At 62.4% G+C, this 13,350-nt stretch carries 11 protein-coding genes, 1 tRNA gene and 1 pseudogene; all 13 read left to right on the top strand.

All coding sequences use genetic code 11. The features are described 5' to 3' along the window. Positions 1–129, top strand: a pseudogene (tuf, locus tag EOA49_RS03120) (elongation factor Tu); the annotation flags it as partial. Positions 130–292: 163 nt separating this feature from the next. Then, positions 293–2,035 (top strand): hypothetical protein, encoded by a 1,743-nt coding sequence (locus EOA49_RS03125; RefSeq protein ID WP_245460504.1) that lies wholly within the window; start codon positions 293–295, stop codon positions 2,033–2,035. Positions 2,036–2,287: 252 nt separating this feature from the next. Continuing rightward, positions 2,288–3,832, top strand: a complete 1,545-nt coding sequence (locus EOA49_RS03130; protein WP_127240868.1) for a hypothetical protein — start codon at positions 2,288–2,290, stop codon at positions 3,830–3,832. Between the two features lie 98 nt (positions 3,833–3,930). Next, a complete protein-coding gene (locus EOA49_RS03135; protein WP_127243052.1) occupies positions 3,931–4,416 on the top strand; it encodes a group II truncated hemoglobin in 486 nt (161 codons plus the stop codon). A gap of 88 nt (positions 4,417–4,504) precedes the next feature. Continuing rightward, on the top strand, positions 4,505–5,014 hold the full coding sequence (locus EOA49_RS03140; RefSeq protein WP_127243053.1) for a metal-dependent hydrolase: 510 nt from the start codon (positions 4,505–4,507) through the stop codon (positions 5,012–5,014). Positions 5,015–5,050: 36 nt separating this feature from the next. After that, positions 5,051–5,126 (top strand) — tRNA-Trp (locus EOA49_RS03145). Positions 5,127–5,485: 359 nt separating this feature from the next. Continuing rightward, entirely contained in the window at positions 5,486–5,689 is a 204-nt protein-coding gene (gene secE, locus EOA49_RS03150) for a preprotein translocase subunit SecE (protein ID WP_066989573.1), read from the top strand. A gap of 27 nt (positions 5,690–5,716) precedes the next feature. Next, the gene (gene nusG, locus EOA49_RS03155; RefSeq protein WP_066989575.1) at positions 5,717–6,241 is read left to right on the top strand and encodes a transcription termination/antitermination protein NusG; all 525 of its coding nucleotides are present in this window, start codon (positions 5,717–5,719) and stop codon (positions 6,239–6,241) included. 160 nt (positions 6,242–6,401) lie between these two features. Next, positions 6,402–6,830 (top strand): 50S ribosomal protein L11, encoded by a 429-nt coding sequence (gene rplK / locus EOA49_RS03160; RefSeq protein WP_059189557.1) that lies wholly within the window; start codon positions 6,402–6,404, stop codon positions 6,828–6,830. 4 nt (positions 6,831–6,834) lie between these two features. Continuing rightward, positions 6,835–7,533 carry a 50S ribosomal protein L1 gene (gene rplA, locus EOA49_RS03165; protein ID WP_066989577.1) on the top strand — a complete coding sequence of 233 codons (699 nt, stop codon included), beginning with the start codon at positions 6,835–6,837 and terminating at the stop codon, positions 7,531–7,533. A gap of 419 nt (positions 7,534–7,952) precedes the next feature. Further along, complete coding sequence (rplJ, locus tag EOA49_RS03170) at positions 7,953–8,471, top strand: 50S ribosomal protein L10 (RefSeq protein ID WP_041003118.1); 519 nt, start codon at positions 7,953–7,955, stop codon at positions 8,469–8,471. A gap of 54 nt (positions 8,472–8,525) precedes the next feature. Further along, the gene (gene rplL / locus EOA49_RS03175) at positions 8,526–8,906 is read left to right on the top strand and encodes a 50S ribosomal protein L7/L12 (RefSeq protein WP_066989581.1); all 381 of its coding nucleotides are present in this window, start codon (positions 8,526–8,528) and stop codon (positions 8,904–8,906) included. A gap of 266 nt (positions 8,907–9,172) precedes the next feature. Then, the gene (gene rpoB / locus EOA49_RS03180; protein ID WP_127241411.1) at positions 9,173–13,309 is read left to right on the top strand and encodes a DNA-directed RNA polymerase subunit beta; all 4,137 of its coding nucleotides are present in this window, start codon (positions 9,173–9,175) and stop codon (positions 13,307–13,309) included. The last annotated feature ends 41 nt before the right edge of the window (positions 13,310–13,350 follow it).

Raw genomic sequence — 13,350 nt, forward strand, 5'->3', positions numbered from 1 at the left:
CCCGGCGACAACATCACCGTCGATGTCGAGCTGATCGTGCCGATCGCGATGGAAGAGAAGCTGCGCTTCGCCATCCGTGAAGGCGGCCGCACCGTCGGTGCCGGCATCGTCGTCACCATCAAAGAATGATCGAGCCGGCACTTGCCGGCTCGACCAAGGAAAGGGCGGTCTTCGGGCCGCCCTTTTTCGTTTACTTGCACAGTGCAGCATAAATGCAGCACGGTTGCTTCGAAGCTATTGCATGCACCACTGCCGCAATTATTATCGATTGCGGCAGGGGGCGTCGCCAATCATGATTTCGGGGCATCATTTAAACTGCACATCAAGATGGTTTCGCATACTGGTTCGCCGGGCACCGGTGCTTGCAATTGTGGTGGTGGCCTTTGCAGCAAAGGCCGATGACGTCCTCATACGGGCATGGCCCGATACGTTCATTTTGAACGGCCCGTCTTCCGACGGCTTTTCGGACATGCGGTTCATCTTTGCGCGTAGCAGTGCAGTCGGCTGTAAGACCAATTGTCCGGAATGGATTTCAGCGGAAGGCGCCATCACTGCCGACACGCCGGCTCTGCTCAAGCGAGTGCTGAAAAAGCTCGGCACCCGCAAACTGCCGATCATTGTCAATTCCCCTGGCGGCGATGTCGACGCCGCACTTCAACTTGGTCGCATCATACGGAAGAACGGGCTCGACATCGCGATCGGCAAGACCGAGTTTTCCGATTGTTGGCCGGGAACGGAGGGCTGCGGGGCCAGCTTCGGCAAGGGCGTTGCCTATTTCGGCGTGGCGTCTGATGGCGACGCCATGTGCAACTCTGCATGTCCCCTGATGTTCGCAGGTGGCGTTCGCCGCGTAGCCGGTGGCTGGGCCTATCTGGGTGTTCATCAGATCACCACCACTTGGTTCCCCTCCACAAGGCATTTTCGAACCACCTATAAAACCATTCGGGGCAAAAGATATCAGGTCACAACGGAGACCGTCACCGAAGGCCGAAGCTACAAGACCTATAAGATGAGCAAGGGGTTCGCGCGGAAAATCTCGGCCTATTTGGCAGAGATGGGCGTGGGGCAGGGTGTCCTCGACAAAATGAAAGCCACGCCGGCGAGCGACATTCAGAGGATCACCCTCCACGACATGCTAACGATGAAACTGGCCACCAGCACAGACACCGTGGAGCTGTTCACCGGAGTGATCCTGTGCATGGGTGACAAACCGGCTCCAAATTGCCGGGAAATAGCGGAGGATGCCCGGCCGGCCGCTGTAACGACGGCAAAGCCGGCACCTTCTCGACAGGCGGAAGCTCCATCTTCCAAGCCAGCCAAAGCCCCGACTGCCGTGCCGTTTCGAGGAGCGGCAGGAAATGCGGCGCCGGAGATGCGCTTCGTGGTCGTTCGCGGCAGCGATCCGCTCTGCGATCCCGACTGCCCGGAATGGATTTCGGCGGAAGGCGCGATCACCCCTCGAACCCCGCAAAATCTTCGCCAGTTGCTCGCCGCGCTCGACAACCCGCGGCTCCCCGTTGTGATCAGCTCACGAGGCGGCGACTTGTTCGGCGCCTTGGCCGCAGGGCGGCTTATCCACGAACGCAAGCTAGACGTCGTCGTCGCCCGCACCAATATCCTGGGTTGCAACCCGCCAGGGGCAGGCTGTCTGGACGACAATAGCGCCTATGTCGGGCTGATCAGCCAATTCGGAGTGGAGTGCGATTCAGCCTGCGCACTCATGCTCGCCGGCGGCGCTAGGCGGCTGGTCGACCCCAAGGCGCGGCTCAGCGTGTCCTCGATGGGACAGAAGCGGATTGTCGAAGCCTATTTGGACGAGATGGCGATCAGCCCAGGCCTGTTCGCAGCGATAGATCAGAGTTCAGTCGAGCGTCAGCTTGAACCCGATATAATGCTCAAGGTCGGGCTGGTGACCGGGCCGGACACATCGGACACGCTGACTGGCCCCGCCATTTGCAGGTCCTCGCCAAAGCCGGACAATTGCCGGCTCCCGCCCTCTGCCAACGCCCAGGCAAAGACGCCGCCAGAACTTTAGCGTAGTCGCGACGAAGGTCGAGGCAGCAGCCGTCAGGCTGGCATTGCTCGCACCCTCTTCAATTCTATTGCAAGCATCGTCGCCGTAACTAGTATGGGTTGGACCGAGGGCTTGGCAGGCGTGATTTCCGCGTTCCTTTCAAAGGGTATTTCGTGGCCGCTAGGGCTGGTTCGGCTCGGGCTGGCCATCGCTATTGGGCTTACCGCGTTTGCCGCCGCAGCGAAGGAAACGCCGCCGGATTACGGCCCTGCCATGCGCTTCGTCGTGGTGCGCAGCAGCGCGCCAGGCTGCGAGCCGAACTGCCCGGAATGGATTTCTGCCGAAGGCAGCATCGAGGCCGGCACGCCGGCGCGGTTCAAGCGCCTCTTGAAGACGCTCGGCGGCCGGCAACTGCCGATCGTCGTCAATTCTCCTGGAGGCAATGTCGACGCCGCGCTCCAACTCGGCCGTACGATCCGTAAGAACAAGCTCGACATCGCCGTGGGCACTACGGGGTTTTCCGGCTGCTCGCCCGAAATGAAGAACTGCCGGGACAATGACAGTAAGAACACGCCGTATTCCGGCATCGCCTACGACAGCGGCGCCATGTGCAATTCCGCATGTCCCCTGATGTTTGCCGGCGGCGTCCGCCGTGTGGTCGGCGAGTGGGCTTTTCTCGGGGTTCATCAGATCACCACGACATATCACAGGGAAAAGCTGCTCTACCGCACCACCTACAGAATTGTGAACGGCAAGAAGAAGGTCCTCAGCACCAAGGTCGTCAGCCGCAAGAATGCCGGCAGCTACAAGACCTACGAGATGAGCAAGGCGGTCGAGAAACGGCTGTCCGGTTATCTGAAAGAAATGGGTATTGGGCAGGGCGTGCTGGACGTGATGAAGGCGACGCCGGCAAGCGACATAAGGCAGATCGAGCCCGACGATATGCTGGAGATGAAGCTCGTCACCAGCCTCGATTCCCTCGACCTGATGACCGAAGCAGCCATATGCCGGCGCGATCCGGTGCCAGCGAACTGCCGCGAGATACCGGCCAATGGCAAGGCCAAGCAGGCCGAGGTGGCGACGGTCGCAGTCAAACAGGCCGACAGTCAGCCGGCGGAGGCAGCATCACCGCCAAAGCCGCAGCAGGAAATGCGTTTCATCCTCGTTCGCGGCAGCAATCCGCTCTGCAACCCCGATTGTCCGGAATGGATTTCGGCGGAGGGAACGATCGTTGCCGGCACGCCCGACAGGCTGCGCGAGCTGCTGGACAAGGTCGGCGGACGCAGGCTGCCCATCGTCCTCAACTCACAGGGCGGCGATGTCCAGGGCGCGCTCGCCGCCGGCCGGCTGATCCGCGAGCGCAGATTGGATGTTGCGGTCGCCCGGACGGATTTTCTTGATTGCGATCCCGGCCCGGCAGGGTGCGTCTCCAAGGACAACCTTCATGATGGTCTCACCGTTGAAGCCGGCGCCGAATGCGATACAGCCTGCGTGCTGATGATCGCCGGCGGCACCAGGCGCTTGGTAGGCGCCGATACGCGTTTCCTGGTGCATTCCATGGGCATGGAAGACAAGGTCCGGTCGTATCTCGAGGAGATGGCGATCGGCTCGGGCCTGTTCGTCGCGATGCAGTCGGCCCAATCCGCCAAGCACAGGGAGCTCAGCCAGCACGAATTGGCGGGGTTCGGGCTCACCACCAGCCGCCAGTCGGTAGACGCTCTGACGGGCGCCACTATCTGCAAATCTTCGCCAAAACCCGATAACTGCCGGGTTCTGCCGTCCGCCAACGCCGAAGCGGAATCGCCAGCCAAGCTTTAGCAGCATTCGGCGCCATGCCAGCACTGGCCATGGAGGCAGGTTGAGCCGGCTCCGAGCTTCCCGCTATCCTTCTAGGCTCAAACGTAGGAGGACCGGAGATGAGCGAGGGCGTCCCGACGTTGTTCGAATGGGCCGGCGGCAGCGAGGCGCTCAACCGGCTGACGCAGATCTTTTACAACAGAGTGACCTTGGACCCGATTGTCGGTCCGGTGTTCAGGCACATGTCGCCGGACCATCCGGCGCATGTCGCCGTCTTCATCGGCGAGGTTTTCGGCGGGCCGAGGACCTACAGCGAACGGCATGGTGGACACCGCGAGATGGTCAGGCATCATCTCGGCAAGCATCTGACCGAGGTGCAGCGCCGGCGCTGGATCAACCTCCTGGCGGACGCGGCGGACGAAGCCGGCCTGCCGGACGATCCCGAGTTCCGTTCCGCCTTGATGGGCTATGTCGAGTGGGGATCGCGGCTGGCCAAGATTAATTCCAATCTCGGCGAGACTTGCGACCCTGAGACCGAGCCAATGCCAAGCTGGGGCTGGGGCGTGCCGGGCGGGCCTTACAAGCCGCCGGCCGGGAAATCGTAGCCGAAGATGCTGGGTTTCTGCAAAATTCCGAAAAGATGACGCCGCAAAGACACCGCAGGGTCGTTGCATCAATGTGAGACGACCTTGCATGCTGATTGCCCATCTCCCATCGGGCTATATTCTGGGAAGGCTCGCGCGAAGACGGCGACGGGAGGCATCCGATGTGGTGGCTGCCGCAATGCTCGGCAGCGTCATCTCGGACATCGACATGCTCTATTTTTACCTGATCGATGGCGGTCGCACGCACCATCATGCCTACATCACGCATTGGCCGTTGTTCTGGGCCACGATCGGGACGGTAGGCGTGTCGGTCGGTCGGTTGTTGGGGTCGCGGCGTCTGCCGTCGATCGCCATCTTCTTAGCCGGAGCCATGTTGCATATGGCGCTCGACACGGTCGCATCGCCGATCATGTGGTTGGCGCCGTTCAGTCATCGCCCGTTTGAGCTCGTGGCGGTTCCGGCCAGCCATGGGAACTGGGTCCTGAACTTCGTTCTGCATTGGACTTTCGCGCTTGAACTCGTGATCTGCGCATGGGCCCTGGGGCTTGGATGGCTGCGATCGGCGCTTCCGGCCGACGCGTCTCAAAAGGGCTCTTGAGTTCTCATCGGCTTTGTGAAATAGCAGCGCCCGTATACGGGCATAGCTCAGTTGGTAGAGCGGCGGTCTCCAAAACCGCAGGTCGTAGGTTCGAGCCCTGCTGCCCGTGCCACCTCCCAAGATAGGCTGAAGGTGGGCGCGCTCCGCCGTTGGAAACCGGGGGGCGGCTTGCCATATAACGAAAACTGGGGCATAAGGCCCCCGCATAGCCGGGACGGAACGACTGGATGGTTCCGAGGCGGCGCTAAAACATAAAGCGGAACACTTGCCACTTGCGTGGACCAAGAATCGGTTTTATGTAGACTGAACAGACACGCGACGCGTGGAGCTGGGAAGCCGGCTTTACGCGTCTGATTTGCGTGGGCGAAATGGTGGTGCTGATTCGGCGCCGGCACGAAGTCCAGGCGGCACGTCCCGGCCAGCGGGATCATCCAGGAGACCCGGCCAACGGGTCTTGAAGACAGGCGGCAGATGGCTTCGAAAACCACAAACCCTTTCACCTTTCTCCAGCAGGTTCGCGCGGAGACGGCCAAGGTGACATGGCCCTCGCGCCGCGAGACTATGATCTCGACGGTAATGGTCCTGGTTTTTGCGCTCATCGCCATGATCTTCTTCTTCACCGCCGACATAGCCATGGGCTATGCGATCGAGTGGATTCTGGGCCTCGGACATTAAGTTCGGCGATTACGGAGAGGTCGTGAAATGACGCGGTGGTACATCGTCCACGCTTATTCGAACTTCGAGAAGAAGGTCGCCGAGGACATCGAGAACAAGGCCAAGCAGAAGGGCCTGTCGGGCGAGATCGAGCAGATCGTGGTGCCGACGGAGAAGGTCGTCGAGATACGCCGCGGCCGCAAGGTCGATGCGGAACGCAAGTTCTTCCCCGGTTATGTGCTCTTGAAGGCCAACCTGACGGACGCCGTATTCTCGCTGGTCAAGAACACGCCGAAGGTCACCGGCTTCCTCGGTGACTCCAAGCCCGTGCCGATCACTGAAGCCGAGGCGCAACGCATCCTGAACCAGGTTCAGGAAGGCGTCGAGCGTCCGAAGCCGTCGGTCACCTTCGAGATCGGCGAGGCGATCCGCGTCTCGGACGGTCCGTTCGCGTCGTTCAACGGCTTCGTCCAGGAAGTGGACGAGGAGCGGGCGCGCCTCAAGGTGGAAGTTTCGATCTTCGGGCGCGCGGTGCCCGTCGATCTCGAATTCGGACAGGTCGAAAAGGGCTGATCCGAAGGTCCCCGTCCGAGAGGCGAAGGGATCGGCGGCGCGAAGGAATGGCGCTGCCATGAGCGGGTGGGAGGCGAATGCGGCTTAGCCGGCCGCTGGAACCGCACCACCAGACTGCAACCGCCGGTTTTTCCCGGCATGAGAAAAGGCAGGAATAGAGATGGCTAAGAAAGTTGCAGGCCAGCTCAAGCTCCAGGTTGCCGCGGGCTCGGCCACGCCGTCGCCCCCGATCGGCCCGGCGCTTGGTCAGCGCGGCATCAACATCATGGAGTTCTGCAAGGCGTTCAACGCGCAGACCCAGGAGCTGGAGAAGGGCTCGCCCATCCCGGTCGTCATCACCTACTACCAGGACAAGTCGTTCACCTTCGTCATGAAGACTCCGCCGGTGAGCTACTTCCTGAAGAAGGCCGCCAACCTGAAGTCTGGATCGAAAGAGCCGGGCAAGGTCAAGGCCGGCACGATCTCGCGCGACAAGGTGCGCCAGATCGCCGAGCAGAAGATGAAGGACCTGAACGCAAACGACGTCGAAGCGGCCATGCGCATGGTCGAGGGCTCCGCCCGCTCGATGGGCCTGGAAGTGGTGGGCTAAGATCATGGCAAAGATTGCAAAGCGTGTTGCCAAGAGCCGTGAAGGCATCGACCCGAACAAGGCCTATGCGCTCTCTGAGGCGCTGCAGCTGCTGAAGGACCGGTCCACGGTGAAGTTCGACGAGACGGTCGAGGTCGCGATGAATCTCGGCGTCGATCCGCGCCATGCCGACCAGATGGTCCGCGGCGTTGTCAACCTGCCGAACGGCACTGGCCGGTCGGTGCGCGTCGCCGTGTTCGCGCGCGGCGACAAGGCCGAAGAAGCCAAGGCCGCCGGCGCCGATATCGTTGGTGCCGAGGACCTCGTCGATATCGTCCAGAAGGGCACGATCGATTTCGATCGCTGCATCGCTACTCCGGACATGATGCCGCTGGTCGGCCGTCTGGGTAAGGTGCTCGGCCCGCGCGGCATGATGCCGAACCCGAAGGTCGGCACCGTGACCCCCGATGTCGCGGCCGCCGTCAAGGCCTCGAAGGGCGGCGCCGTCGAGTTCCGCGTCGAGAAGGCCGGCATCGTCCAGGCCGGCGTCGGCAAGGTCTCGTTCGACGTCAAGGCGCTGGAAGAGAATGTGCGGGCCTTCGCCGATGCGGTGAACAAGGCCAAGCCCGCCGGCGCCAAGGGCAACTACGTCAAGAAGGTGTCGGTCACCTCGACGATGGGTCCCGGCCTCAAGCTCGACATCGCGACGCTCGCCGCGTCGTAAGCGTCGTCTGGCCGGCTTCAGGCCGGTCGCTAGAGCATGATCCCGAAAAGTGGATTTCGGAAAAGATCATGCTCCAACAAAGAAGAATTCCGGACCGCCGATCCGTCGGCGGCCCGGTACCCGGAAGCCGAAAGGTTTCCGGATATCCTGTCCGAGATTGCAGGCGGCCCAAAAGCCTTAATTCACTTGGGCCTGCATGAGACGGGTGAAGACCCGACAAAGGAGCGACAAGCTCCAATGAAAGGTTCGAACCGTGTTTGCCTTTTGTCAGCACATCGCCGGCTTGCCGTCGGTGGGCGAAAAGGGGGCAGGATCCTCGAGCGCCGTTCGGGAGATCCACGATTAGGATGGCCCGGCCGGCAAAAGGCAACCCGACTTCTGACCTCGAGAATGAGGCAGGGGTCAACTGGAGATAGGCAGTGGACAGAGCGGAAAAGCGCGAACTCGTCACGGGCCTGAACGAAGCGTTCTCGAGCGCGGGTTCAGTCGTCGTGGCCCACTACGCCGGTATCACCGTGGCGCAAATGAACGACCTCCGGTCGAAGATGCGCGCCGCCGGCGGCACCGTCAAAGTCGCGAAGAACCGTCTCGCCAAGATCGCTCTTCAGGGCACGGACTCCGCATCGATCGTCGATCTGTTCAAGGGACAGACGCTGGTCGCTTATTCGGAGGATCCGGTTGCGGCGCCGAAGGTCACGTCCGATTTCGCCAAGGGGAATGACAAGCTGATCATTCTCGGCGGCGCGATGGGCTCGACCTCGCTCAACGCCGATGGTGTCAAGGCGCTCGCCACGATGCCGTCGCTCGACGAGCTGCGCGCCAAGCTGGTTGGCATGATCGCCACGCCGGCTACCCGGATCGCCCAGATCGTCAATGCGCCCGCGGCTTCGGTCGCGCGCGTCATCGGCGCTTACGCCCGGAAGGACGAGGCGGCATGAGGCCGTTCCTCGCTGTCAACAACACACGTTCGAACCAACCAAAGGAATATCAAAATGGCTGATCTCGCGAAGATCGTAGACGACCTTTCGAAGCTGACCGTCCTCGAGGCGGCCGAGCTGTCGAAGCTCCTGGAAGAGAAGTGGGGCGTTTCGGCTGCTGCTCCGGTGGCGGTTGCCGCTGCTGGCGGTGGCGCTGCCGCTGCTGCTGCTCCGGCTGAAGAGAAGACGGAATTCGACGTCGTTCTCGCCGACGCCGGCGCCCAGAAGATCAACGTCATTAAGGAAGTCCGCGCCATCACCGGCCTTGGCCTCAAGGAAGCCAAGGACCTGGTCGAGGCCGCTCCGAAGCCGGTCAAGGAAGGCGTTTCCAAGGCCGATGCCGACAAGTTCAAGGCTCAGCTGGAAGCAGCTGGCGCCAAGGTCGAGCTGAAGTAAGCCTTATGGTTGAGGGCGGACGGCCTCGCGCCGGCCGCCCCCTCCCTTGATGAAAGGGAGGCTTCGTTGCGCGAGACGTTTGAAAACCTCTTTCCTGAGGGCCGGAAGCGGCCTTCAGGAAACGGGTTTTCTCCCGTTTTTTACCGGCAGCCGCCAAGCAATTGGAACGGCGGCCGGAAAACAGACAGGGGCGGCCGGCGAGCGGCCCGTTGGTGCAAGGCGAACCGCGGCGAGGTTCGCCCCGAGTTTTGAGCTAAGGAGCGACGATGGCCCAGACCCAGACTTTCAATGGCCGCAGACGCGTACGCAAGTTCTTCGGGAAGATCCCGGAAGTTGCGGAGATGCCGAACCTGATCGAGGTTCAGAAGGCATCCTATGACCAGTTCCTGATGGTGGACGAGCCCAAGGGCGGGCGTCCGGACGAGGGGCTGCAGGCTGTTTTCAAGTCGGTCTTCCCGATCTCCGATTTTTCCGGCTCCTCGATGCTGGAATTCGTGAAGTATGAGTTCGAAGGACCGAAATTCGACGTCGACGAATGCCGTCAGCGCGACCTGACCTATGCTGCGCCGCTGAAGGTTACGCTGCGCCTCATCGTGTTCGATATCGACGAGGATACCGGCGCGAAGTCGATCAAGGATATCAAGGAGCAGGACGTCTATATGGGCGATATGCCGCTCATGACGTCGAACGGCACCTTCATCGTCAACGGCACCGAGCGCGTCATCGTCTCGCAGATGCACCGTTCGCCGGGCGTCTTCTTCGACCACGACAAGGGCAAGTCGCACTCCTCGGGCAAGCTTCTGTTTGCCGCGCGCGTCATCCCTTATCGCGGCTCGTGGCTCGACATCGAGTTCGACTCCAAGGACGTCGTCCACGCCCGCATCGACCGCCGCCGCAAGATCCCGGTGACGTCGCTGCTGATGGCGCTCGGCATGGACGGCGAAGAGATCCTGTCGACCTTCTACAACAAGATCACCTACAAGCGCGCCGGCGACCACTGGCGCATCCCGTTCAACGTCGAGCGTTTCCGCGGCCTCAAGGCTGTCGGCGACCTGGTCGACGCCGACACGGGCGAGATCGTCGTCGAGGCCGGCAAGAAGATCACCGCCCGCCAGGCCCGCCAGCTCGGCGAAAAGGGTCTCAAGGCGATCAAGGCGACCGACGAGGACCTGCTCGGCAACTACCTGGCCGAGGACATCGTCAACTACGCCACCGGCGAGATCTTCCTCGAGGCCGGCGACGAGATCGACGAGAAGACGCTGAAGGTGCTGCTCGGCACCGGCGAGGACGAGATCCAGATCCTCGACATCGACCACGTCAATGTCGGCGCCTACATTCGCAACACGCGCGCCGTCGACAAGAACGAGAGCCGCCAGGACGCGCTGTTCGACATCTACCGCGTCATGCGTCCGGGCGAGCCGCCGACGCTCGAGACCGCCGAAGCCATGTTCAACTCGCTGTTCTTCGACAGCGAGCGCTATGACCTGTCGGCTGTCGGCCGCGTCAAGATGAACATGCGCCTCGAGCTCAAGGCCGAGGACACCGTGCGCGTGCTGCGCAAGGAAGACATCCTGGCCGTGGTCAAGACGCTGGTCGAGCTGCGCGACGGCAAGGGCGAGATCGACGACATCGACAATCTCGGCAACCGCCGCGTCCGCTCGGTCGGCGAGCTGATGGAGAACCAGTACCGCGTCGGCCTGCTGCGCATGGAGCGCGCGATCAAGGAGCGTATGTCCTCGATCGAGATCGACACGGTCATGCCGCAGGACCTGATCAACGCCAAGCCGGCGGCCGCCGCCGTGCGCGAGTTCTTCGGCTCCTCGCAGCTGTCGCAGTTCATGGACCAGACCAACCCGCTGTCGGAGATCACCCACAAGCGTCGCCTGTCGGCGCTTGGACCGGGCGGTCTGACCCGCGAGCGCGCCGGCTTCGAGGTGCGCGACGTGCATCCGACGCATTACGGCCGCATCTGCCCGATCGAGACGCCGGAAGGCCCGAATATCGGTCTGATCAACTCGCTCGCCACCTTCGCGCGCGTCAACAAGTACGGCTTCATCGAGAGCCCGTACCGCAAGATCGTCAACGGCAAGCTGACCAATGAAGTCGTCTATCTGTCGGCGATGGAAGAGGCCAAGCACCACGTCGCGCAGGCCAACGCCGAGCTCGACAAGAACGGCAGCTTCGTCGACGAGTTCGTCATCTGCCGCAACGCCGGCGAGGTGATGATGGCGCCGCGCGAGAACGTCGACCTGATGGACGTGTCGCCGAAGCAGATGGTATCGGTGGCCGCGGCCCTCATCCCGTTCCTCGAGAACGACGACGCCAACCGCGCGCTGATGGGCTCGAACATGCAGCGTCAGGCCGTGCCGCTGGTGCGCGCCGAAGCGCCGTTCGTCGGCACCGGCATGGAGCCAGTCGTCGCCCGTGACTCAGGCGCCGCCATTGGCGCCCGCCGCGGCGGCGTGGTCGACCAGGTGGACGCCACCCGTATCGTTATCCGCGCCACCGAAGATCTCGACCCGGGCAAGTCCGGCGTCGACATCTACCGGCTGATGAAGTTCCAGCGTTCGAACCAGAACACCTGCATCAACCAGCGTCCGCTGGTGCGTGTCGGCGACCGGGTGAACAAGGGCGACATCATCGCCGACGGTCCTTCGACCGAGCTCGGCGATCTGGCGCTCGGCCGCAACGTGCTGGTCGCGTTCATGCCGTGGAACGGCTACAACTACGAGGACTCGATCCTGCTCTCCGAGCGCATCGTGGCCGACGACGTCTTCACCTCGATCCACATTGAGGAGTTCGAGGTCATGGCCCGCGACACCAAGCTCGGACCGGAGGAGATTACGCGCGACATTCCGAACGTCTCGGAGGAAGCGCTGAAGAACCTCGACGAGGCCGGCATCGTCTATATCGGCGCGGAAGTGCAGCCGGGCGACATCCTGGTCGGCAAGATCACGCCGAAGGGCGAAAGCCCGATGACGCCGGAAGAGAAGCTCCTGCGCGCCATCTTCGGCGAAAAGGCCTCGGACGTTCGCGACACCTCCATGCGCATGCCTCCGGGCACCTTCGGCACGGTCGTCGAAGTGCGCGTCTTCAACCGCCACGGCGTGGAGAAGGACGAGCGCGCCATGGCGATCGAGCGCGAGGAGATCGAGCGTCTGGCCAAGGACCGCGACGACGAGCAGGCGATCCTCGATCGCAACGTCTATTCGCGCCTGTCGGACATGCTGGTCGGCAAGGAAGCGATTGCCGGGCCGAAGGGCTTCAAGAAGGGCTCGAAGCTGTCGAAGGACACGCTCGACGAGTATCCGCGCTCGCAGTGGTGGCAGTTCGCCGTGGAGAACGAAAAGCTGCAGAGCGAGCTGGAAGCCCTGCGCGGCCAGTACGACGACTCCAAGAAGGCGCTCGAGCAGCGCTTCATGGACAAGGTCGAGAAGGTGCAGCGCGGCGACGAGATGCCTCCGGGCGTCATGAAGATGGTCAAGGTCTTCGTGGCGGTGAAGCGCAAGATGCAGCCGGGCGACAAGATGGCCGGCCGTCACGGCAACAAGGGCGTGGTGTCGCGCATCGTTCCGGTCGAGGACATGCCTTTCCTCGAGGACGGCACGCATGCCGATATCGTGCTCAACCCGCTGGGTGTGCCGAGCCGCATGAATGTCGGCCAGATCCTGGAAACGCATCTGGGCTGGGCCTGCGCCGGCATGGGCAGGAAGATCGGCGAGCTGATCGACGCCTACAAGGCTGGCGGCGACATCAAGCCGCTGCGCAAGACGCTGGAAAGCTTCATGCCTTCCAACGACCGCAACGAGCCGGTCCGCGACTATGACGACGAGAGCATCATTCGCCTGAGCGAACAGATGCGCCGCGGCGTCTCCATCGCGACTCCGGTGTTCGACGGCGCGCACGAAGCCGACATCAACACCATGCTGCAGCAGGCGGGCCTGCACACCAGCGGTCAGTCGCAGCTTTATGACGGCCGCACCGGCGAGCCGTTCGATCGCAAGGTGACGATGGGCTACATCTATATGCTCAAGCTTCACCACCTGGTGGACGACAAGATCCACGCGCGCTCGATCGGTCCGTACTCGCTCGTCACCCAGCAGCCGCTGGGCGGCAAGGCGCAGTTCGGTGGCCAGCGCTTCGGCGAAATGGAGGTCTGGGCGCTGGAAGCCTACGGCGCCGCTTATACGCTGCAGGAGATGCTGACGGTGAAGTCGGATGACGTTGCCGGACGCACCAAGGTCTACGAGGCGATCGTGCGCGGCGACGATACGTTCGAAGCCGGCATTCCCGAGAGCTTCAACGTTCTCGTCAAGGAGATGCGCTCCCTCGGCCTCAATGTCGAACTGGAGAACACCAAGTTCGAAGACGCTGCCGTGCGGCTGCCCGATGCTGCCGAATAAGGGCGCGGCCGAATAAGGGTAATGGCGCGCCGCGAAACGAC

This window comes from Mesorhizobium sp. M1A.F.Ca.IN.020.04.1.1 (assembly GCF_003997315.1).
Classification (GTDB): Bacteria; Pseudomonadota; Alphaproteobacteria; order Rhizobiales; family Rhizobiaceae; genus Mesorhizobium.

Bases quoted from the DNA above. Each gene is read 5' to 3' on its own strand.
- EOA49_RS03125 (WP_245460504.1), top strand. From the start codon at position 293: ATGATTTCGGGGCATCATTTAAACTGCACATCAAGATGGTTTCGCATA.
- EOA49_RS03130 (WP_127240868.1), top strand. From the start codon at position 2,288: ATGCGCTTCGTCGTGGTGCGCAGCAGCGCGCCAGGCTGCGAGCCGAAC.
- EOA49_RS03135 (WP_127243052.1), top strand. From the start codon at position 3,931: ATGAGCGAGGGCGTCCCGACGTTGTTCGAATGGGCCGGCGGCAGCGAG.
- EOA49_RS03140 (WP_127243053.1), top strand. From the start codon at position 4,505: ATGCTGATTGCCCATCTCCCATCGGGCTATATTCTGGGAAGGCTCGCG.
- secE (WP_066989573.1), top strand. From the start codon at position 5,486: ATGGCTTCGAAAACCACAAACCCTTTCACCTTTCTCCAGCAGGTTCGC.
- nusG (WP_066989575.1), top strand. From the start codon at position 5,717: ATGACGCGGTGGTACATCGTCCACGCTTATTCGAACTTCGAGAAGAAG.
- rplK (WP_059189557.1), top strand. From the start codon at position 6,402: ATGGCTAAGAAAGTTGCAGGCCAGCTCAAGCTCCAGGTTGCCGCGGGC.
- rplA (WP_066989577.1), top strand. From the start codon at position 6,835: ATGGCAAAGATTGCAAAGCGTGTTGCCAAGAGCCGTGAAGGCATCGAC.
- rplL (WP_066989581.1), top strand. From the start codon at position 8,526: ATGGCTGATCTCGCGAAGATCGTAGACGACCTTTCGAAGCTGACCGTC.
- rpoB (WP_127241411.1), top strand. From the start codon at position 9,173: ATGGCCCAGACCCAGACTTTCAATGGCCGCAGACGCGTACGCAAGTTC.